We start from the raw sequence: 23,278 nt of genomic DNA on the forward strand, positions 1-23,278 counted from the left end.
AGAGACAGGGAGGGCGCCGGCGGACCCAGCGGCCTCGCCCGACACCACTCAACCTAGGCCGCGGCACTGACAGCGGCCGGTCCGCCCGACGGGCCGTCAGCCCTCGCCCGCCACCACCGCACCGGACTCGTACGCGAACACCACCGCGTGCACCCGGTCGCGCAGCCCGAGCTTGCCCAGCACATTGCTGACATGCGTCTTGACGGTGTGTTCGCTGACCACCAGCTCGGCCGCGATCTCCGCGTTGGAGAGCCCCCGGGCGAGCAGCCGCAGGGTCTCCTGCTCGCGCGCCGTCAGCTGCTCCAGCAGCCTGGACGGCGGCCGGACCGGCCCGTTCCCCCCGCCCGGCGGCCGGCGGGCCGCGAACTCGCGGATCAGCCGCCGGGTCACGGACGGCGCCAGCAGCGCCTCGCCGGAGGCGACCATCCGGACCCCGTGCGCCAGGTCGTCGCGGCGGACGTCCTTCAGCAGGAAGCCGCTGGCGCCCACGTACAGCGCGTCGTAGACGTAGTCGTCGATGTCGAAGGTGGTCAGCATGATCACCTTGCAGTCCGGGAACCCGGCGCAGACCCGCCGGGCCGCCTCCAGCCCGTCCATCACCGGCATCCGGACGTCCAGCAGCAGCACGTCCGGACGGTGCTCGCGGACGGCCTCGACCGCCTGCGCGCCGTCCGCCGCCTCGCCCACCACCACGATGTCCGGCTGCGCGTCCAGGATCATCCCGAACCCGGCCCGCACCAACTCCTGGTCGTCCGCGACCACCACCCTGATCGGGCCCGTGCTCTCCCTCACCGTCCCGGTGCCCCCGGTCTCCGTGCTCACCGCCGCTGCGCCCCCAGCGGGAACCGGGCCCGCACCACGAAACCCCGACCGTCCGGCCCGGGACCGGCCTCGGCCCGGCCGCCGCAGGCCGCGGCCCGCTCCCGGATGCCCACCAGGCCCCGCCCGCCGGACCAGCCGCTCACCACCGCACCCGCCGTCACCGGCACACCCCGGCCGTCGTCCGACACCACCACCTCCAGCGCCTCCCCCACCCGCTCGACCCGGACCCGGGCCGCGCCGCCCGCCGAGTGCTTCACCACGTTGGTCAGTGCCTCCTGCACGATCCGGTACGCCGCCGCCTGCACGTCCGCCGGCACCGCCGGGCCAGGCCCGGCCGGGGTCAGCTCGACCCGCAGCCCGGACTCCCGGACCCGCTCGGCCAGCGCCGGCACCTCGGCCAGGGTCGGCTGCGGGGCCAGCTCCCGGCCGGCGCCCTCCTCCTTCAGCACACCGAGCACCCGGCGCAGCTGCACCATGGCGTCCCGGCCGGAGTCGGCGATGGTGTCGAAGGTGCGGATCGCCCGGTCCGGGTCGCTGCGCACCACCAGCGGGCCCGCCTCGGCCTGGATCACCATCAGCGAGACGGCGTGCGCCAGGATGTCGTGCATCTCGCGGGCGATCCGGGAGCGCTCCTCGGCGACGGCCCGCGCCGCGTCGGCCGCCGCCCTCATCCCCGTCTGCTGCGCCCGTTCGGCGGCGGCCGCGGCCCGCCCGCGCAGCTCGCGCACCAGCGAGCCGACGATGAACGAACCGACCGAGGTCAGCAGGCTGAACAGCATGCCGTTGGGCGAGTGGGTGCCGAGGATGTTGGCGGGCACCAGGATCGCCAGGATCAGCCAGCGCTGCCAGTCCCGGCCGCGATCGGCGACGGTGTACGTGACCAGCACGGTGTGCAGCGGGATCTGCGGGGCCACCGAGTGCGCGACGATCGACTGCACCAGCGAGAGGGCCCCGACCACCAGCCAGACCGTGAACGGCGCCCGGCGCCGCCACGGCAGTGGTGCCGCGGCCGCCAGCACCAGCAGGTAGACCCACGGCGGCCAGTTCTTGTCGTCGTAGACCACCGCCCAGACCGCGATCGCGGCCGCGGCCAGCGCGAGGAAACCGTCGAGCAGGTACGGGCTCGCCCCGCCGGACCCCGCGCCCCAGCGGGCGGACACCGCGCCGAGCCGATCGCGCAGCCGCGCCGTCCGCTCCCGGACGTCTCCGTTCACCCCAGCCACTCCCCCGTAGGCCGACCAGGGACGATCATGCCCTACCCGGGTGGGCTCAGGCACGGGCGACCGTGACGTCGCCGGTCCCGGTGTGCGCGGTGATGGTCCGCGGCGCCGCGTCCCGGCGGGGCACCGAGACGTGGACGCTGCCCGTCCCGGTGCCGGCGTCCACCGCGTACTCCTCGCCCCCGGGCACCTTGACGCTGACGCTGCCGGTGTCGGACCTCAGCTCGACACCGGTCGGATCGGCCCCGAACTGTGCGCGCACGTCCCCGGTGTCGGTGCTCAGCCGCACGTGCGCCCCGGCCAGTGCCTCGGCCTCGATCGAACCGGTCGAGGTCTCGGCGTCGACGGCCGCGGTGAGCCCGGCCAGCCGTACCCCGCCGGTGGAGTTGATCACCCGGACCTCGGTCCCGGCGGGCACCCGCACCTCGTAGCCGACCCCGCAGCCGTCGTCCGGGCAGTGGTAGCCGAGGGTCAGGGTGCCGTCGGCCACCGCGTGGGTCGCCTCCGGCTCCCCGTCCCGGTACGTGTGGTGCTCGGTGACCTGGACGCCGCCCGCACCGCCGACCACCCGGATGTCCCCGGTGTTCCCCTCGATCACCAGCACCCGGACCGGCTCCACGACGGAGTACGCCACGTCCCGGTGCTCGTCCTCCCCCAGGAAACACCCCGACATCCCCCCGACCACCACGGCCGTCACCACCCCGTACAGCAGCGCACGCTTCATCACGGACTCCCCCGTTCCCCGGCTCGGCCACCCCGACCCGACACCCCCACCCTGCCGGTCCGCCCTCCGCACCGGATCACCCGCACGAGCGGTCTTCCCGCCTCCCCCGCACGGGGGACGGCCCGCACGGCGGCTCCTGTGCCCCACGCGATTCCCGTGACGGACTGACGGCGACAATCGACGGCCGGTAACTTGTTTGGCCGCGTTCAATCGCATGTCGGCAGGACAGAACTCGGGGGATCTGCACCATGACCAATGCTGTGTCCGAGCCCCGCGGCGAGGGACCGGGTCGGTATCCGAGGCTGGCACTGGACGACAGGGTTCCGTTCCTCGCCCGGCTCGAACAGGAGGACAGGGCCGCGCTCCTCGCCCTCGGCCCCCGGTTGCGCTTCCCTCCGAGATCAGTGGTCATCCGGCAGGAAGAACCGTCGGACCACATCCTGCTGCTCCTGAACGGCTGGATGAAGGTCACGGCCGCTGCGGCCAACGGGTACGAAGCACTTCTCGCCTTACGGGGAGCCGGCGACATCGTGGGCGAGAGCGCGGCCCTGAGCGGGCGGCCCAGGTCCGCCACCGTGACCGCGCTGGAGGAAGTCGCTGCCGTGGCCGTCGACCGGCAGCGGTTCACCGAGTTCCTCACCCGCGCGCCCGCGGTGATGCTCCAGCTCCTCGCGCTGTCCAACGACAGGCTGCGCACGGCGGACCGCCGCCGACTGGAGGTCGCCGCGCTGACGGTCCGCGAACGCCTCGCCGACCTGCTGCTCGAACTCGCCCGGACCCACGGGAGTGCGACGGAGGAAGGCATCGAGATCTCGGTGCCGCTCAGTCAGCAGGAGCTGGCCGGGTCGGTCGGCGCGTCGCGGGAGGCCGTGGCCCGCTTGCTGAAGACCCTCCGGGATCGCGGCGTAGTGATCACCAGGCGCCGCTGTCTGGTGATCACGCGTCCTGACGTGCTTCGGCGCATTGGCTGACCCGCAGAGCGGAGTTCTGTGCACACGATCACAGAGCGAGTGCGTCATCGGTCCTCACACCCCGGCCTGACGATCCAGCAGGCTGCTGCCCGGTCCATCGGAGAGGCAGCCATGACAGAGCCGGTCAACCGCACCATCCTGCTGTTCGACATCGAAAAGTTCGGCCGACGCGACGACGTGGAGCAGGCGTTCATGCGGCGCATGCTCTACACCATCCTCCAGGAGACCCTCCGCAGCGCGGGGGTCGAGCAGACCGACCAACGGGTGGAGGACCGGGGTGACTCGGTGATGGTCCTGATCAGCCCGACCGTTCCGAAGGTCCCGCTCCTGCGGGCCCTGCTCACGGAGACCCCCGCATTGCTGCGCAGCAACAACCGGCTGGCGTCGAGCAGCGCCCAGGTTCGGCTCCGGGCAGTCCTCGCTGCAGGAGAGGTGGCCGTACAGGAACTGGGGGGTGCACTCGGCGGAGTGGTCGGCCGGGACCTCAACCAAGCCTTCCGACTGCTCAATTCGGACCAGCTCCGGCACCTGCTCACCCAGTCCGGCGAACAGCTCCTACTGTGCGTCTCCGACCCCGTCTACCAGGGCATCGTGTCCCACGGCCACCACGGCGTACCCGCGACCGAGTTCCACCAAGTCTCCGTCCTCGGCAAGGAGGGGCCGCTGACCGGCTGGGTGCACGGTTCGGCCGGCCCGGCCGCCGCCGGCCCGCCCGTGGAGCCCCAGCGTCCTGCCCTCGGTGGGCCCGCGACTTCCGGGGGGGTGCAGTTCATCGGTGGTTCGCCGTCCTTCGGCGGCAGTCTGGTCACCGGCGACCAGCACATCGTCTCCGGTGGCCAGGTCCACGGGGACATCAGTGTCGGAGATTCACGGCGAGGCGGCACCAAGTGACCTCGCCCCCGCAGGAGACACCCAAGCAGCCCGCCCAACAGGACGTGGTGGAAGCGGACGACGAGTCGGCCGAGCTGCAGGAAGCACCGCCCGAGCAGCCCCAGAACGCCTGGGAGGCCGCCCGGGAGCTGCTGGAGCACGCCCCGGAGAGCTTCACCAACCAGGGCAACTTCTTCACGGGCGGTACACCGTCGTTCGGGGGCAGCCTGGTCACCGGCGACCAGCACACCGTCTCCGGCGGCCAGGTCCACGGCGACGTGGTGACCGGGCACAAGACCACGATCTACCAGATCGGTTCGGCGTTCGGGACGCCGCTGCACGGGTCGGGGGTGGTACCCGACACCGAGTTGGCCTCGCTGGCGGAGGTCTTCCAGGACGGCCCGGCCTTTGCCGGCGCGCTCTCCGAGCTACGTGGCCTCCGCGTCCTGGTGCTGCGAGGCCTTCCGGACAGCGGCAGGCGGGCCGCCGCCCTGATGCTGCTGCACCGCCTGGGGGCCCGCCGCATCCGCGCGCTCGACCCTGACATCGCTCCGGCCTCGCTGCTCAAGGGTGCCGATCCGGCCGACGGCTATCTGCTGGAGGACTTCACCGCTCCGCGCAGCAGACCACTGACCGAGATGCACCTTTTCCACCTGCACGAGACCCTGACCGAGCGGCAGGCACATCTGGTGATCACCATGGCCGACGCCTCGCACCGCGGCCCCCGCCACTTCCGGTGGACCCCGCCCGACCCCGAATCCGTCCTGGCCGCACACCTGCGGGTCCGCCTCGGGGCCGAGGACTGCGATCGCATCCCCGGGTTGTTGGCACTGCCCGAGGTGCGTGACTTCCTGGAGAAGACCCGGCCGATCCGCGAGATCGCCGAGTTCGCCGTCCCGCTCGCCGCTCACACCGGCGACGAGCCGGACCGCGAGAGGCTGACGGCCTTCGGCCAGGCCGTGGTCAGCGAGCAGGTCGACCGCTGGTTCGGCGACCCGCAGCTGCCGCTCAGGGAGAAGGCGTTCCTGCTCTCCCTCGCTGTCTTCGATCGCACACCATACGCCCTCACCGCCGAACTCTCCGACCATCTCTTCCGCCGCTTGGAGAACATTGACGCCCCCGGTCGGAAGGAGGGCATCCCCCCGTTCGGCAACTCCGTCGAGGATCGGGTCGCGCTCGCCCGAGCCCTCCTGTACGAGGAGAACGAACAGACTCCATGGGGTCCGGTACCGCAGCGCATGGCCGGCTTCGGTGACCCCCGGACCCCGCACACCCTGCTGCGCGAAACCTGGATCAGCCACCCCTCCGCCCGGCCCGCCGTGCTCCTGTGGCTGAACGGCCTGGCCGTCGATCCCCGCCCGCTGGTCCGTACCCGGGTTGCCTCGGCCGCGGCCCTGCTGGCCTCGGTGGATCTCTCCTCCGCCATGGGCCGGCTGCTGGGGCCGTGGTCGGAGTCGAAGGATTTCCGCCTCTGCCTGCTCGCCGCGAACAGCCTCGTCCTCGCGTACTACGCAGGGACCGCGGCGGTACCCCGCATCCTGCGGGACTGGTGCCAGGACGACAACGGCCATCGCCGGTGGAGCGCCATCCGCGGGTACGCGCTACTCGGCCATCTGATGCCCGCAGAGGCTCTGGACGCCCTCGCGCTGGCGTCCTCTCGGCTGGACGAGGACGGCCTCACCGAGCTCGTCCGCGCCACCCTCGCCGGCGAGCGGGACCGCCCCACCGACCACCCCACGCAGTTCGAGGCGGTCGGCCTGGTGGAAGCAGCCGAACTGCTGCTGCTCTCCCCCGCAGGACCCACGGTCCTCACCGCCCTCGCCGACTGGACGACCGCGGCCCCCGAGCTCCGCAGTCTGGCGCTCGCCACCTTCCTGACCGCGGCGCAGCGCACCGAGGACGGCCAGGATGGCACCCCGGGCCGCCCCACCTTGCTGGACTGGTTCGCCCAGGCACCGCGTACCGGACCCGGAGCACCCGCACCGATCACCACCGTGCCCGGGCCCGGCGCCGAACCGCCGGTGCGGGACCTGCTGGCGACGCTCTGGCGAACGGCCCTCGGCGACCGGGTCTACGGCCCCGCCGCCCTCCAGGTGTTCCGAGCCTGGCTGACCAGCAGCCGTGCGGAGCCGGAAACCGAGTCCCTGCTCGCCGAGTTGCTGCCCGCCCTTGCCGTCACCGACCGGGATGTCCAGCGGCTGAGCCACCTGCTACGCACCGCCCGCGACGCGGCGGGGCCGCTGGCGGGCGCCCCGCTCGGGCGTCTGCTGAGCGACCTCGCACCGCACTGATGTCACACGACCACAGGAGTACCAGCCCATGCCGGACACCTACGAATCCGCCGAATGGCCACCGCGGGCCGGCCTGACCGACCCGGTGCTCACGGTCCGCCGACTCGGCCGACTCGGGGCCCTGACCGGCCGGGTGGCAGCTCGGGCCGACTGCGCATTGGTCCTCAGCACCGCCAAGGGCGGGTACGAGGTATTCCTCCCGCCCCGGCGCCCGGGCCGCGGTGAACTCGCCGGCCGCGGCTACCAGGCGGCCTTCGAGGTGGACCTGCGGATCCATCACCTTCAGCTCACCGCCTACCTGCCCGGGCTCGACGACATTGGTGGCTTCGAGACAGAGGTCGACGTGGACTGGCGGGTCTCGGCCGCCGACCGTGTCGTTCGGAGCGGAATCCGGGATGTGCCGGCCCTCCTCATCCCGAGGATCCAGCAGCGAATGCGTGCGGTCGCACGCAGCTTCCCGACCGACCTCAGCGGACCCGTCGAAGCCGCCGTCCAACAGACCCTGGAGGCACCGACGGCCGAGGCCGAGGGCCTGCACGTGACCTGCACGGTACGGCTCACGCTGGACCCCGCCGCGCAAGCGCACAAGGATCGAATGCGCTCCTACGGGTTCGACACCGAGGCACACCCCCTTGCCCGCCGGAAGGCCCAGGAGGACAGCGATGTCCTGGCGCAGAAGGCCGACTTCTACCGATATCACCTCGACCACGGCGGAGTGGCTGCCTGGGCCCTCCAGCTCGCCGCCCACCCGGATGATCTGCCGACCGCCCTGGACCATCTCCGGACCGAACAGCAGGACCTGGTCCGCAACCAGATCGAGCTGGTCGAGAAGCTGCTCGACCGCAGCCACTTCGAGGAGTTCCAGCTGGAGGACTCCACCCGGGCCACCTTGGAGGCAATCACCTCCATCCTCCGCCGCAGTGCCGGTGGGCCGCCCGCCCCGCCACTGAGCTCCCACCACCATCTTCCGCCGCAGCGCTGACCGTCCAGCAGGAGCCGCCACGTGTCGACCTTCCCCATCCCTGCCTCCGGCGGACCGGTGCCGAGCGCAGTGCCTGCCCCCGCCGCCGCACCATCCACTCCCACCGCGCCGCTGGCCGCCGGCCAGGCACTGCTCGCTGACCTCCGTGGCGAGATCGCCCGGGCGGACAGCAAGGCCGCGGTCCTGGTCGCGGCCCTGGGAATGATCGTGAGTGCTGCCAGCGGACTGGCGGCAGGCCGGGACTGGACCCTCCGCTCGGTGACAGGGGGTGTCCTGGTGCTGGCGGTCGCTGCCGCGTGCTGCCTCTCCGTCTCCCTGCTCGCACTCCTGATGGCGGTCCTGCCGCGATACCCCCGCAGTGTCTGGGAGCCCGGCCGCCCACTCGGCTACTTCGGCGACATTCGGCGGGCGGCGGACTTGGGGGCACTCCCCGCCGCCGTCGCCGACGCCGATCGCCACCGCGCCGAAGGGGTCGTCATCGCCCTGACCGACACCAGCCTGATCGTCGCCCGGAAGCACATGTGGGTGCGGATAGGGGTCCTGTCCTTCGGCGCCGGTCTGTTGCTGATGCCCCTGATCGCGCTGGCCGCCTGAGTAACGGCCCGCCCCGTAGCTGGTTCCACTCCCGTCCCCGTCCAGGAGTCCACATGCCTGAGCCCACAGTGCCCGGCTATCCGACAGCACCGCACCACCACGCGGGACCACCTCAGTACCCGAACGAGGCTCCGCCCCCTCCCGCCTACCCCACTGCCAGAACCGCTGAGGCAACACCCGGACCTCCACGGACGCAGGTCCCACCGGGCCCGGGCCGGCCGGTCCGTCCCCCAACCATCCACGTTCCCGCCGACCCCGGTGATGACCTGGGATTCCACACCGGTCGGATTCACCTGGCCGCCCGGCAGCGCGGCGCCGACGCCACAGCCATCGGCATGCTGCTCCTTCTGCTGCCGAACTTCCTCGGCAGCCTGATCGTGGTCAGCATGCTCTCCCTGCTGCTGCCGCAGGTCTTCGGCTACCTCGCTATCGGGCTCTGGGTCGCATCCGGGGTTCTCGCCTTCCACCGGCCGACCGAACGACTGATGGCCCGGCACCTCTTCCATCTCCGCCTGCCGATCGGCGCCGAGCTCGCCAGGCTGGAACCCGTCTGGCGGGAAGTGACCGTCCGGGCGGGCGTCGACGGCCGGAAGTACGAGCTGTGGATCGAGGACAGCAAGGATCTCAACGCGCTCGCCGCAGCCGGCCACATCGTGGGGGTGACCCGTTTCTCCCTGGAGCGGTTGCCACCTGCCCAACTGGCCGCCGTGCTCGCCCACGAGTTGGGACACCATCGGAGCGGTCATGCCTGGTCGTCACTGCTGGGACTCTGGTACTCGCTGCCGGGTCGGCTGGCGTGGTGGGCGTTCCGGCTGGCCTCTGCGCTCCTCTTCCAGCTGGCGGCTTCACTCTCCGCCCTGGGTGCCGTGGCGGTGGCCCTGGTGTTCGGTGCAGTCGCCTTCACGGTGGTGACCACCTACCCGCCGCTGCTCCTGATCCTGGTCACGCCCTACCTCTTGGCGGCGGTCGGGCGCCGGGCCGAGCTCCGGGCCGACCTGGAGGCCGCGCGGCTGGGGTTCGCCCGCCCGCTCCTGGCCGTGGTGCACGCATTCCAGGCCTCCGAGGAAGCCGCTGCGCAGTCGCAGCAGCGGCGCACCGGCCGTGCCCCCTCCCGGCCCGGCCCGGCAGCGCGCCTGCTCGCCTCGCATCCGGACAACTTCACCCGGATCCGACACTTGGAGAACTATCTGGCGGCCAACGGGTGCCCGGGGAACGCCGCAGGGCGGCCACCCCGAGTGGGGTGACCGCCCTGCGATCAGGAACCGCGACCTCAGCCGGTGTACGGGCCGTAGTCGTAGTCGTCCAGCGGGACCGCCTGGCCGGAGCCGGCGCCGAAGGGCGACAGGTCGTAGTCGTCGTAGCCGACGGCCGAGTACATCGCGGCCTTGGCCTCCTCGGTCGGCTCGACCCGGATGTTGCGGTAGCGGGGCAGACCCGTACCGGCCGGGATGAGCTTACCGAGGATGACGTTCTCCTTGAGGCCCAGCAGCGGGTCCGACTTGGCGTGGATCGCCGCGTCGGTGAGCACCCGGGTCGTCTCCTGGAAGGAGGCGGCCGACAGCCAGGACTCGGTGGCCAGCGAGGCCTTGGTGATACCCATCAGCTGCGGACGGCCGGAGGCGGGGTGGCCGCCCTCGGAGACCACGCGACGGTTCTCGGTCTCGAAGCGGCCGCGCTCGACGAGCTCGCCCGGGAGCAGCTCGGCGTCGCCCGACTCGATGATCGTCACGCGGCGGAGCATCTGCCGGATGATGATCTCGATGTGCTTGTCGTGGATCGACACACCCTGCGAGTTGTAGACCTTCTGGACCTCGGCCACCAGGTGGATCTGGACGGCACGCTGGCCCATGATGCGCAGGACGTCGTGCGGGTTCATCGTGCCGGCCGTCAGCTTCTGGCCGACGGAGACCGCCTCGCCCTCGCTGACCAGCAGCTTGATGCGCTTCGAGATCGGGTAGGCGATCTCGTCGGTGCCGTCGTCGGGGGTGACGACGATCTTGCGGGTCTTCTCGGTGTCCTCGATGCGGACCCGGCCGTCGGCCTCGGAGACCGGGGCGACACCCTTCGGGGTACGCGCCTCGAAGAGCTCGACGACACGCGGCAGACCCTGGGTGATGTCGTCACCGGCCACACCACCGGTGTGGAAGGTACGCATGGTCAGCTGGGTACCGGGCTCACCGATGGACTGGGCGGCGATGATGCCGACCGCCTCACCGATGTCGACCAGCTTGCCGGTGGCCAGCGAACGGCCGTAGCACATGGCGCAGGTGCCGACCGCGGACTCACAGGTGAGGATCGAGCGGGTCTTGACCTCGGCGATGTTGTGCCGGATCAGCTCGTCGATCAGCACGTCACCGAGGTCGGTGTTGGCGGTGGCGAGGAGCTTGCCGTCCACCGTGATGTCCTCGGCCAGCATGCGGGCGTAGACGCTGGTCTCGACGTCGTCGGCCTTGCGCAGGACGCCGTCCGCACCCACGGAACCGATCGGCAGCTTGAGGCCGCGCTCGGTGCCGCAGTCCTCCTCGCGAATGATGACGTCCTGGGAGACGTCGACCAGACGACGGGTGAGGTAGCCGGAGTCGGCGGTACGCAGGGCGGTGTCGGCCAGACCCTTACGGGCACCGTGGGTGGAGATGAAGTACTCCAGCACGGACAGGCCCTCACGGAACGAGGCCTTGATGGGACGCGGGATGGTCTCGTTCTTGGCGTTCGACACCAGACCACGCATACCGGCGATCTGACGCATCTGCATCATGTTTCCACGGGCACCCGAGTCCACCATCATGAAGATGGGGTTGGTCTTCGGGAAGTTCGCGGACATGGCCTCGGCGACCTCGTTGGTCGCGCGGGTCCAGATGCCGATGAGCTCGCTCTTGCGCTCGTCGTTGGTGATCAGACCGCGCTCGTACTGCTTCTGGACCTTCTCGGCCTGCGCCTCGTAGCCCTCGAGGATCTGGGGCTTGCTCGGCGGGACGATGACGTCCGAGATCGAGACGGTGACACCGGAACGGGTCGACCAGTGGAAACCGGCCGCCTTCAGGTTGTCCAGCGTCGCGGCGACGACGACCTTGGGGTAGCGCTCGGCCAGGTCGTTGACGATCGCGGAGAGCTGCTTCTTGCCCACCTCGTAGTCGACGAACGGGTAGTTCTCCGGCAGCAGCTCGTTGAAGAGCGCGCGGCCGAGGGTGGTCTGCAGGCGGAAGGCCTCGCCCTCGAACCAGGCCGGCTGACCGTCCTCGTCCACCGGCACGGTCCAGCCGCGCGGCGGCACGGTGCCGGCCGGCAGGCGCAGGTCGATCGGGGCCTGGACGTCCAGCTCGCGGGCGTCGAAGGCCATGATCGCCTCGGCGGTGGAGGAGAAGGAACGGCCACCGCCCTTCACCTCCTCGCGGTCCGAGGTGAGGAAGAACAGACCGAGCACCATGTCCTGGGTCGGCATGGTGACGGGACGACCGTCGGCCGGCTTCAGGATGTTGTTCGAGGACAGCATCAGGATGCGGGCCTCGGCCTGCGCCTCTGCGGACAGGGGCAGGTGGACGGCCATCTGGTCACCGTCGAAGTCCGCGTTGAACGCGGTGCAGACGAGCGGGTGGATCTGGATGGCCTTGCCCTCGACCAGCTGCGGCTCGAAGGCCTGGATGCCGAGGCGGTGCAGGGTGGGCGCACGGTTCAGCAGCACCGGGTGCTCGGCGATGACCTCTTCGAGGACGTCCCACACCACCGGGCGGGCGCGCTCGACCATGCGCTTGGCCGACTTGATGTTCTGCGCGTGGTTCAGGTCGACCAGGCGCTTCATCACGAACGGCTTGAAGAGCTCCAGCGCCATGGCCTTCGGCAGACCGCACTGGTGCAGCTTGAGCTGCGGGCCGACGACGATGACCGAACGGGCCGAGTAGTCGACGCGCTTGCCGAGCAGGTTCTGACGGAAACGACCCTGCTTGCCCTTGAGCATGTCGGACAGCGACTTCAGCGGACGGTTGCCGGGGCCCGTCACCGGGCGGCCACGACGGCCGTTGTCGAAGAGCGCGTCGACGGCCTCCTGGAGCATGCGCTTCTCGTTGTTCACGATGATCTCGGGCGCGCCGAGGTCGAGAAGCCGCTTCAGGCGGTTGTTGCGGTTGATCACGCGGCGGTACAGGTCGTTCAGGTCGGAGGTCGCGAAGCGGCCACCGTCCAGCTGCACCATCGGACGCAGGTCCGGCGGGATGACCGGGACGCAGTCGAGCACCATGCCCTTGGGCTTGTTGCTGGTCTGCAGGAACGCGGAGACGACCTTGAGGCGCTTGAGCGCACGGGTCTTCTTCTGGCCCTTGCCGGTGCGGATGATCTCGCGGAGGCGCTCGGCCTCCTCGGCGAGGTCGAAGCTCTCCAGGCGGTCCTTGAGCGCCGCGGCGCCCATCGAACCGGAGAAGTAGGTGCCGAAGCGGTCGCGCAGCTCGCGGTAGAGCAGCTCGTCGCCCTCCAGGTCCTGGACCTTGAGGTTCTTGAAGCGGGCCCACACCTCGTCGAGGCGGTCCAGCTCGCGCTGGGCGCGGTCGCGCAGCTGCTTCATCTCGCGCTCGGCGCCCTCGCGCACCTTGCGGCGCACGTCGGCCTTGGCGCCCTCGGCCTCGAGCTCGGCCAGGTCGGTCTCGGCCTTCTTGGCCCGGCCTTCCAGGTCGGCGTCGCGGCGGTTCTCGATCTGCTGGCGCTCGACCGAGATGTGCGCCTCGAGGGAGGGCAGGTCACGCTGGCGGCGCTCGTCGTCCACCCAGGTGATCATGTAGGCGGCGAAGTAGATGACCTTCTCGAGGTCCTTCGGCGCCAGGTCCAGCAGGTAGCCCAGGCGGGACGGGACACCCTTGAAGTACCAGATGTGGGTGACCGGGGCGGCCAGCTCGATGTGGCCCATCCGCTCACGGCGCACCTTGGCGCGGGTGACCTCGACGCCGCAGCGCTCGCAGATGATGCCCTTGAAGCGGACACGCTTGTACTTACCGCAGTAGCACTCCCAGTCCCGGGTGGGACCGAAGATCTTCTCGCAGAAAAGGCCGTCCTTTTCCGGCTTCAGCGTGCGGTAGTTGATGGTCTCCGGCTTCTTGACCTCGCCGTGGGACCACTGGCGGATGTCGTCGGCGGTGGCCAGGCCGATGCGGAGCTCGTCGAAGAAGTTGACGTCAAGCACTGGTCGTCAAGCCCTCTTTCGTAATTCGAGAGTTTGTCTGTGGTCTGAGGGGGGCCTGGGGGCGGGCCGGCTGCCGTGTGGGGCAGCCGGCCCGGCCTCCGTCAGACCTCTTCGACGCTGCTCGGCTCGCGCCGGGACAGGTCAATACCGAGCTCCTCCGCGGCGCGGAACACGTCCTCGTCGGAGTCCCGCATCTCGATGGACTGGCCGTCCGAGGACAGCACCTCCACGTTGAGGCAGAGCGACTGCATTTCCTTGATGAGCACCTTGAAGGACTCGGGAATGCCGGGCTCGGGGATGTTCTCGCCCTTGACGATGGCCTCGTAGACCTTCACGCGGCCGAGGACGTCGTCGGACTTGATGGTGAGCAGCTCCTGCAGGGCGTACGCGGCGCCGTACGCCTCGAGGGCCCACACCTCCATCTCACCGAAGCGCTGACCACCGAACTGCGCCTTACCACCGAGCGGCTGCTGGGTGATCATGGAGTACGGGCCGGTCGAACGGGCGTGCAGCTTGTCGTCGACCAGGTGGTGCAGCTTGAGGATGTACATGTAGCCGACCGAGACCGGCATCGGGAACGGCTCGCCGGAGCGGCCGTCGAAGAGCCGGGCCTTGCCGGTGGAGTTCACCAGGCGGTCACCGTCGCGGGTGAGCGTGGTGTGGTCCAGCATGCCGGTGATCTCGTCCTCGCGGGCGCCGTCGAAGACGGGGGTGGCGAGGTTGGTGCCACCCTCCACGTTGTCGGCGCCGATCGCCTGCAGGCGCTTGGCCCACTCGTCGGCGAGGCCGGAGACGTCCCAGCCCTGCTTGGCGAGCCACCCGAGGTGGATCTCCAGGACCTGTCCCGGGTTCATTCGGGACGGGACACCCAGCGGGTTGAGGATGATGTCGACCGGGGTGCCGTCGGCGAGGAACGGCATGTCCTCGACCGGCAGGATCTTGGAGATGACGCCCTTGTTGCCGTGGCGGCCGGCCAGCTTGTCACCGTTGGTGATCTTGCGCTTCTGGGCCACGTAGACCCGGACCAGCTGGTTGACGCCGGGCGGGAGCTCGTCGCCCTCCTCGCGGTCGAAGACGCGGACGCCGATGACCTTGCCGGACTCACCGTGCGGCACCTTCAGCGAGGTGTCGCGGACCTCACGGGCCTTCTCACCGAAGATCGCGCGCAGCAGGCGCTCCTCCGGGGTCAGCTCGGTCTCGCCCTTGGGCGTGACCTTGCCGACCAGGATGTCGCCGGTGACGACATCGGCGCCGATCCGGATGATGCCGCGCTCGTCGAGGTCGGCGAGGACCTCCTCGGAGACGTTCGGGATGTCCCGGGTGATCTCCTCGGGGCCCAGCTTGGTGTCACGGGCGTCGACCTCGTGCTCCTCGATGTGGATCGAGGAGAGGACGTCGTCCTGCACGAGGCGCTGCGACAGGATGATCGCGTCCTCGTAGTTGTGACCCTCCCAGGACATGAACGCCACGAGCAGGTTCTTGCCGAGGGCCATCTCGCCCTCGTCGGTGCAGGGGCCGTCGGCCAGCACCTGGTTGACCTCGACCCGGGAGCCCTCGTCCACGAGCACCTTCTGGTTGAAGGCGGTGCCCTGGTTGGAGCGGGTGAACTTGGCGGCCCGGTACGTGGTGTAGGTGCCGTCGTCGTTGGCCACGGTGACGTAGTCGGCCGAGACCTCCTGGACCACGCCCGACTTCTCGGCGGTGATCACGTCGGCGGCGTCGACCGCGCAGCGGTACTCCATGCCGGTGCCGACCAGCGGGGCCTCGCTCTTCAGCAGCGGCACCGCCTGACGCATCATGTTGGAGCCCATGAGCGCGCGGTTGGCGTCGTCGTGCTCGAGGAACGGGATCATGGCGGTCGCGACCGACACCATCTGGCGCGGCGAGACGTCCATGTAGTCGATCTCGGTGCCCGGGATGTAGTCGATCTCGCCGCCACGGCGGCGGACCAGCACGCGGGGCTCGGCGAAGTGGAGGTCGTCCGTCAGCGGGGCGTTGGCCTGCGCGATGACGAAGCGGTCCTCCTCGTCGGCGGTGAGGTAGTCGACCTGCTCGGTGACGACACCGTCGATCACCTTGCGGTACGGGGTCTCGATGAAACCGAACGCGTTGACCCGGCCGTAGGAGGCGAGCGAGCCGATCAGACCGATGTTCGGGCCTTCGGGGGTCTCGATCGGACACATGCGGCCATAGTGCGACGGGTGCACGTCTCGGACCTCGAAGCCGGCCCGCTCACGGGACAGACCACCGGGGCCGAGGGCGGACAGACGGCGCTTGTGGGTCAGGCCCGACAGCGGGTTGGTCTGGTCCATGAACTGCGACAGCTGGCTGGTGCCGAAGAACTCCTTGATGGAGGCGACGACCGGCCGGATGTTGATCAGGGTCTGCGGCGTGATCGCCTCGACATCCTGGGTGGTCATGCGCTCGCGCACGACGCGCTCCATACGGGCGAGACCCGTACGGACCTGGTTCTGGATCAGCTCGCCGACGTTGCGCAGGCGACGGTTGCCGAAGTGGTCGATGTCATCGACCTCGATGACGATGTCGCGACCGTCCTCGTCCCGCCACTCGACCTCGCCCGCGTGCAGCTTCACCAGGTACTTGATCGCACCGATGATGTCGGGCTCGGTGAGCACGCCGGAGTCCAGCGACTCCGCGTTGCCGAGCTTGCGGTTGACCTTGTAGCGGCCGACCTTCGCGAGGTCGTAGCGCTTGGGGTTGAAGTAGAGGTTCTCCAGCAGGGTCTGGGCGGCCTCACGCGTCGGCGGCTCGCCCGGACGCAGCTTGCGGTAGATGTCCAGCAGCGCGTCGTCCTGGCCCTGGGTGTGGTCCTTCTCCAGGGTGGCGCGCATCGACTCGTACTCGCCGAACTCCTCGAGAATCATCTCGTTGGTCCAGCCGAGGGCCTTGAGCAGAACGGTGACCGACTGCTTGCGCTTGCGGTCGATGCGGACACCGACCATGTCGCGCTTGTCGATCTCCATCTCCAGCCAGGCACCACGCGAGGGGATGACCTTGCAGGAGAAGATGTCCTTGTCGGACACCTTGTCCAGGCTGGAGTCGAAGTAGACGCCGGGAGAGCGCACCAGCTGGGACACGACGACACGCTCGGTGCCGTTGATGATGAACGTGCCCTTGTTGGTCATGAGCGGGAAGTCGCCCATGAAGACCGTCTGGGACTTGATCTCACCGGTCTCGTTGTTGGTGAACTCGGCGGTGACGAAGAGCGGGGCCGCGTAGGTGAAGTCGCGGTCCTTGCACTCGTCGATGGAGTTCTTCGGCGGCTCGAAACGGTGGTCGCGGAAGGTCAGCGACATCGAACCGGAGAAGTCCTCGATCGGAGAGATCTCCTCGAAGATCTCCTCCAGACCGGACTTGGTCGGGACGTCCTGACCACTGTCCAGGGCCGCCTCGACCCGGGACTTCCAGGCCGCATTGCCGAGCAGCCAGTCAAAGCTCTCGGTCTGCAGGGCCAGGAGGTTCGGGACCTCAAGAGGCTCCTTGATCTTCGCGAACGAGACGCGGAGCGGGGCGGTGGATGCGGCGGAATTGTTCGAGGCGTTGCGCGGCGCGGCCAAGAGGGGGGTCCTTCCGAGGGCTCGGAGCTCACTACGCGCATACCGGCCGGACCTTAGACGAGCCAGGATCCACCTCCGGCCGCCGGTCCCGCCGGGGGTGAATCCCCAGGTCAGAGCCGCTGTACGGAGGCGGTGCCAGGCCCCTTCAGGGCAACGCCGACTCCGGGCGACGAGTCACGGAGCAGCTAACAGGCAGCGCAAAGGGACAGTGTAGCCAAAAGGCACACTGCTGACAAGCCCTGATTCGGAGACCGAATCGGACGCTCCCTCCGGTCGCGACCCGAGCGCCGACCGCCCCTGTCAAGAGGCACCGCCGCAGGGGTTGCCCTGCCCTCGTACAACCGGACGACCCGGGACTCCCGGGCCGTCGCACCTCACATGTAGTCAGTTCCCAGCCGGGCCCTTGTATAACCATCCGGGCTCTCCGGCCGACGGTGAACCGCCTGCCACGCAGCGGCGCGCGCCTCGAGAATCGCGCGCCGGGTGCCGTTCGTCAAGGCCCCCACCACAGTGCGGACCTCGCACGGACCATCGCTTCCGGGCCCCCGCGCGTTACACATCGCCCGAGGCCGGGGCGGGTGGCCACGACAGCGATCACCATACCGGCCCGCACCGACAGCGACCGAGTGCGCGCTGGGCCGCACCGGCGGAGCCGTTCGGGGGACCCGGTACGACGGGTACGGACCCCGGTACGGGAAAAGGCCGGGCCGACCACCCACAGGGGTGATCGGCCCGGCCTCCGCGCCCCCTCAGAGGGGGCAGGAAGTCACTTGACGGTGACCTTGGCGCCGGCGCCCTCGAGAGCGGCCTTGGCCTTCTCGGCAGCGTCCTTGGCAACCTTCTCCAGGACGGTGGCGGGGGTGCCGTCAACGAGGTCCTTGGCCTCCTTCAGGCCGAGGGAGGTCAGGGCGCGCACCTCCTTGATGACCTGGATCTTCTTGTCACCGGCGGACTCGAGGATGACGTCGAACTCGTCCTGCTCCTCGGCAGCCTCGACCGGGGCGACCGGACCGGCAACGCCGGCGACGGCGACCGGGGCGGCGGCGGTGACGTCGAACTTCTCCTCGAACGCCTTCACGAACTCGGAGAGCTCGATGAGGGTCATCTCCTCGAACTGCGCGAGCAGGTCGTCCTGGGACAGCTTCGCCATGATGGCGTCCTTCCACTAAATCGGCAGGTGGTGCCGGATGTACGGGTTGGCGGGCGTACGGGCCCGCAGCGAGGGCTGATGCCCGCCGAATTACTCGGCGGCAGCGTCCTCGGCGGCGGGAGCCGGCGTACCGGCACCGCCCTGCTCGACCTTGTCGCGAAGCGCGTCCACGGTGCGGACGAGCTTCGACGGCAGGGCCTGGAAGACCGCGGCAGCCTGCGAGGGCTTGGCCTTCATGGCACCCGCCAGCTTGGCGAGCAGAACCTCGCGGGACTCGAGGTCCGCGAGCTTCTTGATCTCATCGGCGGTCAGCGCCTTACCGTCAAGGACACCGCCCTTGATGATGAGAGCGGGGTTCTCCTTGGCGAAGTCACGCAGAGCCTTCGCCGACTCCACCGGGTCACCGGTGACGAAGGCGACAGCCGTCGGACCGGCGAACAGGTCGTCCAGCGCAGAGATCCCGGCCTCGTTCGCCGCGATCTTGGTCAGCGTGTTCTTCACCACGGCGTACTGGGCGTTGTCCCCCAGCGAGCGACGCAGATTCTTCATCTGCTTCACCGTCAGACCGCGGTACTCGGTCAGCACGGCCGCGTTCGAGGCACGGAACCTGTCCGTGATCTCGGCAACGTCGGTAGCCTTGTCGGGCCTTGCCATAGGCTTACGCCTCCTTCCGTGATGTCGAAGTCGGGCCGACCTTGGGAGTCGACCATCGATCACCTCGGACGCACCGGCCGGAAGGAAGAGGCCCTGCGGAATGCTCCGCAAAAACAAATCGAGCCCCAGTGCGCAGTCGCACGGGGCCCATGACGACCTCAACAGCCGCACGGCGAACCGAACGGACCGGAAGTCAAAGCTCCAAACACTCCTGCGCGGGCCGTCTGCGCTGAACGCAGATCCTTCGGTCACCCGGCACCTGTGAAGGCGCACGGCGACAACCAGCGGTCTTTGGCGATCCCCACGGTACTCGACGCCTGCCGAACGGGGCAAATCCGTCCCGCGGGCCTACGACTCGCAGGACCCGGGGCCCACCTACCCGCCCGGCACCGGCGGCGGGCTCGCCTCGCCCCGGTCCAGGGTGTCGGCCTCGGCGGGCGCCTGCAGCGACAGCGGCCCGGCGATCTCGCCGTACACCACGGTGGCGGCCCGCGCCCCGGCCTGGCCGGTCCGGCTGAGCTGCACCAGCTGGTCGCTGTCGTTGAGCCACAGGTCGAGGGTGAGCACCCGGCCGGGGTCCGCGCCGAGGCTCTGGCGCAGGGCCTCCCGGCGCTCCGGGCCGAGCTGGGTCTGGGCCGCCACGTAGGCGTCGACGCCGAGGGTCAGCCGGTAGTGGACGACCGAGGTCTCCTGGAGCTGTTCCTGGCCGACCAGCTCGGGCGCCTCGGCGGCGCAGGCCGCGGTGAGCGCCACCATCGGGTTGAGCTGGTCGACCAGCGCGGAGTACGGGACGTCCTTGCCCCCCGGACGGCCGCTGAACTTCTGCCAGTGCCGGCCGCCCTGCCGCGCCGCGCTGTCCGGGTCGCCGCCCAGGTAGGCGGCGGTGTCCAGGACGATCAGCTGCTCGGACGTGCCCTGCCGGTCGAACCGCAGCCCGGTCTTGGGCGCCCAGAAGATCATCCCGTCGGCGCCCTCCTGCGGCAGCTTGAACCGCGCCCGGCGGGCGTCGCGCATGGCCAGCTGGGCGGAGAGCAGCACGCCGTGCGGCGAGCGGTCGGTGGGGGTGGCGAGCGCCGAGCTCGGTGCCGAGGTGCCGGTCGCCGGACCCGGGCCCGCCGTGGCGTTTCCGCCGCACGCGGCCGCGCCCGCCAGCAGGAGAGCCAGGACCGCGGTGGCGGCCTTGCGCCGGACCGGCATGCTGACTCTCCCTGCTTCGGTAACTCGCCCCCCCCACCATGCCATGCCCCGGTTCGGGCCGCCGGGGCGGCTCCGCCCCGGCCGCCCGCCCGGTCAGCTGGCGCTCTGCGCGCCCTGCAGCAGCTTGGCGAAGTCCACCGTGTCGCCCTCGCTCGGGGCGGTGGCCGCGACCGAGGTGCCGTAGTCGGTGTACGTCGCCGTCGAGGTGATCGCGCCGGCCTTGGTCTGGAGCTGCTCGACCTTCTTCACCAGCAGGTTGTCACCGGTGACCCAGAGCTCGATGTGCTCGGTGGTGATCCCGGCCGCGGTGAACTGCTGCTGGAGGCCGTCCGCCTGCTCCTTGGTGAGCCCCTGGGTGGTGGCCTGGGCGAGGTCGGCCGCGGAGAGGTCGCCGGCGTACTTGGTGGCCTGGGTGCCGTTCACGCTCTCGGACCCGGCCTTGGCGACCTTGCCGGAGGCGATCAGGGCCCGCACCGAGGAGACCGGGTCGGCGCTCTGCAGCTGCTGCTTGAGGCTGTCGCCGGCCGGGCCCATCAGCTTGGCCAGGTCCGCGTAGCCGTACTTGATCCAGTGCGCGCCGCCGAGCTGGCCGGCCATCGCCTCGCCCATGTTGATGTACATCGCGTCGGTGAGGTAGCGCGCGGTGAAGGTGCCGTCCCCGCCGGCCTTGGCGAGGGTGTCGGCCATCGCGCCGCCGGCGTTGCCGGTCAGCTCGCCCTGGAGGCCGTGGTCCCAGGAGATGGCGCCCTTCATGCTGGTCTTCCCGGTGGGCAGCTCGGTGACGGCCTCGACCTTGGCGGACTTGGCCGCGCTGGTCTTCTCCCCCACCAGCTTCAGCAGCGCGGCGGGCGCCACCTCGGCGGCCGGCGAGGACGGCGCCACGCTGCTGCCCGCGGCGCTCGGGGCGGCCGGGGCGGCGTCGCCGCCGGAGCTCTTGCTGTTGCAGCCGGTCGCGGTCAGTGCGAGCACGACGGCGGTGGCGGCGAGGAACGTACGTCCGGTCCTGAACATCTGGTGTCTCCCCCTGGTGACGGCCCGGGCGCGGAGTCTCCGCGCCCGGTGGCGCCGGGCCCGGTCGTCCACCGGGCCCGGCCGGGCCTCAGCTGGTGCCGAGGCTCTTCAGCAGCTCGGCCATGTCGGCCACCTCGGCCGCCGCGGGGGCGGCCGGCGCGACGGCCGTGCCGAGCTCGGTGTACTTGACGGTGCCGGTGGCGGACGCGGCGCCCTTGCCCGGGTTGAGCTGGCTGCCGCCGAGCTGGACCAGTTCGTTCTTCCCGTTGATCCAGAAGTCGAAGGTGGGCTCGCCGGTGAGCTCCTTGAGCAGGCTCGCCCTGCTCGCCTCGCTCGCCCCGCTCATCGCGGCGACCAGGTCCTTGGCGGCGACCGTGCTGCGGTAGTGCACGGTGTCGACACCGTCGATCTTCTCCGCGCCGACCTTGCTCACCTTGCCGGCCTGCGCGTTCGCGGCAAGCTCGACGGCCGGGTCGAGGGTCACCAGCATGCCGCTGAAGGCGCCCGCGTCGGCCGCGCCGGGCGCGGAGCCCGGGGCCGCGCCGGGGTCGACCTTCATCCACTTCTTGCCGGCGAACAGCTGGCCCATCTCGGAGCTCAGCCCGAGGTACATCACATCACCGACGAAGAGCATCTTGACCTCCTCGCCGTCCTCGGTGGTGGAGATCTGCAGCGCCTGCGGGGACTTCCAGGACAGCACCCCGGAGGTCAGGTCCTCGGGCTTGTCCCCGGTGAGGACCAGCTTGGCGGTGCCGGCCTTCGCCATCACGGCGGCGGCGGCGGTCAGCGCCTCCTTGGGAGCCTGCTCCTTGCCGCCCGCGGGCGCCGGGGCCCCGGCCGTGGCACCGTCCGCGGCGGCGGAGGCCCCGCCCGGGGCCGCGCCCGAGGCCGCACCGGCGGAGGCCGGGGCCGACGCACCGGCCGCCGCGTCGCCCGGCTTGGCGCTGCCGCCGCAGGCCGACAGGGCACCGATGAGGGCGGTCGAGACGACCACCGCGGACGCGATTCGCAAGGTACGCAAGATTCCCCCACTCAGACCATTCTCATACTCCGTGCCGGACTCTAGTCGATGGCACCGACGGCCCGGCAACGGGTCAGCCCCCGTTCAGTACCAAGGTGTCGACGGCATCCGGAGCCGGTGCCGCCACATCCGTGCCCGGCTCGGCGACCAGCTCGACCACGGTGTCGGTGCCCCCCGAACCCCGGGTGGTCTCCTGCGACTTCAGCAGCCGGCCGGCCTGGTCCAGCCAGTAGTCGTGGTCCACCACGCTCATCCCCTGGCGCTGGTAGTAGGCCAGCGTCGCGGCCCGCTCCTGCTCGGACAGGCCCTGGTCGGCGCCGTGGTACGCGGCGACCGACGCGGTGCCCCGGTAGTGGGTGACCGTCGCGCCGTCCAGCTGCTCCTGGCCGACCTCGGTGATCTGTCCCGCCTCGGCCATCAGCCGCAGCGGGGCCGCCGGACCCGCGGTGATGCCGGTCAGCCAGATCCCGGTGAAGCTCGCCGGGATGCGGCCGGGGGTGGCACCGGAGTCCAGTTCCTCGGCCGTCTCGCGCTCGGCCCGCGCCCAGTGCTTGCCCTTGAGGTCGGGGGCCAGCCAGTCGTACGAGGCGTAGTGGACGCCGTCGACCAGCCGGAGCCTGCCCTTGCCGCGGCCCTCGGTGACGGTCAGGTCGGCGTCGCCGGACGTCCAGGAGACGGCGCCCTCGACGGTGCTGTGGCCGTACTGGTGGTTGTCCTCCTCCACCCGCAGCCGGGCGCTGCCCGCCTTGTCGAGCGCGTCCGCGGCGGCCTCGACCACGGCCTTCGGCGTGCTCGGGCGGGCGCTGCTCGCCGGCGCCGGGTCGGCCGGACCGTCGCCCGCGGCGCCGCCGCCGCCCACGCTGCTGCAGCCGGCCGCACCGCCGAGCACCAGGACGGCGGCGGCCAGGACGGCGATCCGATCGATACGCACGGCGTACTCCGCGGGGAGAGAGGTGGTGGGTGCGCAGAGCCTAACCGCCCGGGTACGCCGACGGGCCCGCACCCCCTCGTGCAGGGGGGGCGGGCCCG

17 protein-coding genes are annotated in these 23,278 nt (G+C 70.6%); 6 read left to right on the forward strand and 11 right to left on the reverse strand.

Features of this window, described 5'->3' with window-relative positions; all coding sequences use genetic code 11:
* Positions 1–96: 96 nt before the first annotated feature.
* The 3 genes from AA75_RS23660 to AA75_RS23670 are packed head-to-tail and all read right to left on the reverse strand — an operon-like array spanning position 97 to position 2,766.
* Complete coding sequence (locus tag AA75_RS23660; RefSeq protein ID WP_304441497.1) at positions 97–822, reverse strand: response regulator transcription factor; 726 nt, start codon at positions 820–822, stop codon at positions 97–99.
* The gene (locus AA75_RS23665; protein WP_233289155.1) at positions 819–2,036 is read right to left on the reverse strand and encodes a sensor histidine kinase; all 1,218 of its coding nucleotides are present in this window, start codon (positions 2,034–2,036) and stop codon (positions 819–821) included. The genes AA75_RS23660 and AA75_RS23665 overlap by 4 nt, the downstream gene beginning before the upstream one ends.
* Before the next feature lie 55 nt (positions 2,037–2,091).
* Positions 2,092–2,766, reverse strand: coding sequence for a DUF4097 family beta strand repeat-containing protein (locus AA75_RS23670; protein ID WP_033822208.1), 675 nt, complete (start codon positions 2,764–2,766; stop codon positions 2,092–2,094).
* 248 nt (positions 2,767–3,014) lie between these two features.
* Between AA75_RS23670 and AA75_RS23675 the strand changes: the two genes are divergently transcribed.
* The 6 genes from AA75_RS23675 (at position 3,015) to AA75_RS23700 (ending at position 9,718) form a co-directional block, all read left to right on the forward strand.
* Positions 3,015–3,737: a Crp/Fnr family transcriptional regulator gene (locus AA75_RS23675; RefSeq protein ID WP_082526769.1), complete on the forward strand. Its 723-nt coding sequence runs from the start codon at positions 3,015–3,017 to the stop codon at positions 3,735–3,737.
* Positions 3,738–3,848: 111 nt separating this feature from the next.
* Positions 3,849–4,628: a hypothetical protein gene (locus AA75_RS23680; RefSeq protein WP_033822209.1), complete on the forward strand. Its 780-nt coding sequence runs from the start codon at positions 3,849–3,851 to the stop codon at positions 4,626–4,628.
* Entirely contained in the window at positions 4,625–6,898 is a 2,274-nt protein-coding gene (locus AA75_RS47820; protein WP_149038329.1) for a hypothetical protein, read from the forward strand. The genes AA75_RS23680 and AA75_RS47820 overlap by 4 nt, the downstream gene beginning before the upstream one ends.
* 28 nt (positions 6,899–6,926) lie before the next feature.
* Positions 6,927–7,880: a hypothetical protein gene (locus AA75_RS23690; RefSeq protein WP_051813164.1), complete on the forward strand. Its 954-nt coding sequence runs from the start codon at positions 6,927–6,929 to the stop codon at positions 7,878–7,880.
* Positions 7,881–7,901: 21 nt separating this feature from the next.
* Positions 7,902–8,474, forward strand: a complete 573-nt coding sequence (locus tag AA75_RS23695; protein ID WP_233289156.1) for a Pycsar system effector family protein — start codon at positions 7,902–7,904, stop codon at positions 8,472–8,474.
* Positions 8,475–8,809: 335 nt separating this feature from the next.
* Positions 8,810–9,718 carry a M48 family metalloprotease gene (locus AA75_RS23700; protein WP_233289157.1) on the forward strand — a complete coding sequence of 303 codons (909 nt, stop codon included), beginning with the start codon at positions 8,810–8,812 and terminating at the stop codon, positions 9,716–9,718.
* A 26-nt stretch (positions 9,719–9,744) separates the two neighbouring features.
* Here AA75_RS23700 and AA75_RS23705 read toward each other — a convergent pair whose 3' ends face one another.
* From AA75_RS23705 to AA75_RS23740, 8 genes are all read right to left on the reverse strand, one after another.
* Positions 9,745–13,638 carry a DNA-directed RNA polymerase subunit beta' gene (locus AA75_RS23705; RefSeq protein ID WP_033822210.1) on the reverse strand — a complete coding sequence of 1,298 codons (3,894 nt, stop codon included), beginning with the start codon at positions 13,636–13,638 and terminating at the stop codon, positions 9,745–9,747.
* A gap of 101 nt (positions 13,639–13,739) precedes the next feature.
* Positions 13,740–17,216, reverse strand: a complete 3,477-nt coding sequence (rpoB, locus tag AA75_RS23710) for a DNA-directed RNA polymerase subunit beta (protein WP_033822211.1) — start codon at positions 17,214–17,216, stop codon at positions 13,740–13,742.
* 766 nt (positions 17,217–17,982) lie between these two features.
* The gene (gene rplL, locus AA75_RS23715; RefSeq protein ID WP_033822212.1) at positions 17,983–18,366 is read right to left on the reverse strand and encodes a 50S ribosomal protein L7/L12; all 384 of its coding nucleotides are present in this window, start codon (positions 18,364–18,366) and stop codon (positions 17,983–17,985) included.
* A 90-nt stretch (positions 18,367–18,456) separates the two neighbouring features.
* Positions 18,457–19,020, reverse strand: a complete 564-nt coding sequence (rplJ, locus tag AA75_RS23720; RefSeq protein WP_033822213.1) for a 50S ribosomal protein L10 — start codon at positions 19,018–19,020, stop codon at positions 18,457–18,459.
* A gap of 375 nt (positions 19,021–19,395) precedes the next feature.
* Positions 19,396–20,217 (reverse strand): hypothetical protein, encoded by an 822-nt coding sequence (locus AA75_RS23725; RefSeq protein ID WP_033822214.1) that lies wholly within the window; start codon positions 20,215–20,217, stop codon positions 19,396–19,398.
* Between the two features lie 93 nt (positions 20,218–20,310).
* Positions 20,311–21,228 carry a hypothetical protein gene (locus AA75_RS23730; protein WP_082526771.1) on the reverse strand — a complete coding sequence of 306 codons (918 nt, stop codon included), beginning with the start codon at positions 21,226–21,228 and terminating at the stop codon, positions 20,311–20,313.
* An 88-nt stretch (positions 21,229–21,316) separates the two neighbouring features.
* A complete protein-coding gene (locus tag AA75_RS23735; protein WP_149038330.1) occupies positions 21,317–22,240 on the reverse strand; it encodes a hypothetical protein in 924 nt (307 codons plus the stop codon).
* Positions 22,241–22,322: 82 nt separating this feature from the next.
* Positions 22,323–23,180, reverse strand: coding sequence for a hypothetical protein (locus tag AA75_RS23740; protein ID WP_033822216.1), 858 nt, complete (start codon positions 23,178–23,180; stop codon positions 22,323–22,325).
* Positions 23,181–23,278 lie beyond the last annotated feature (98 nt).

Source organism: Kitasatospora sp. MBT63 (assembly GCF_000710465.2).
Lineage (GTDB): Bacteria > Actinomycetota > Actinomycetes > Streptomycetales > Streptomycetaceae > Kitasatospora.

Coding starts and splice junctions, on each gene's coding strand:
- AA75_RS23670 (WP_033822208.1), bottom strand. CDS start 2,766: ATGAAGCGTGCGCTGCTGTACGGGGTGGTGACGGCCGTGGTGGTCGGG.
- AA75_RS23675 (WP_082526769.1), top strand. CDS start 3,015: ATGACCAATGCTGTGTCCGAGCCCCGCGGCGAGGGACCGGGTCGGTAT.
- AA75_RS23680 (WP_033822209.1), top strand. CDS start 3,849: ATGACAGAGCCGGTCAACCGCACCATCCTGCTGTTCGACATCGAAAAG.
- AA75_RS23690 (WP_051813164.1), top strand. CDS start 6,927: ATGCCGGACACCTACGAATCCGCCGAATGGCCACCGCGGGCCGGCCTG.
- AA75_RS23700 (WP_233289157.1), top strand. CDS start 8,810: ATGCTGCTCCTTCTGCTGCCGAACTTCCTCGGCAGCCTGATCGTGGTC.
- rplL (WP_033822212.1), bottom strand. CDS start 18,366: ATGGCGAAGCTGTCCCAGGACGACCTGCTCGCGCAGTTCGAGGAGATG.
- rplJ (WP_033822213.1), bottom strand. CDS start 19,020: ATGGCAAGGCCCGACAAGGCTACCGACGTTGCCGAGATCACGGACAGG.
- AA75_RS23725 (WP_033822214.1), bottom strand. CDS start 20,217: ATGCCGGTCCGGCGCAAGGCCGCCACCGCGGTCCTGGCTCTCCTGCTG.
- AA75_RS23730 (WP_082526771.1), bottom strand. CDS start 21,228: ATGTTCAGGACCGGACGTACGTTCCTCGCCGCCACCGCCGTCGTGCTC.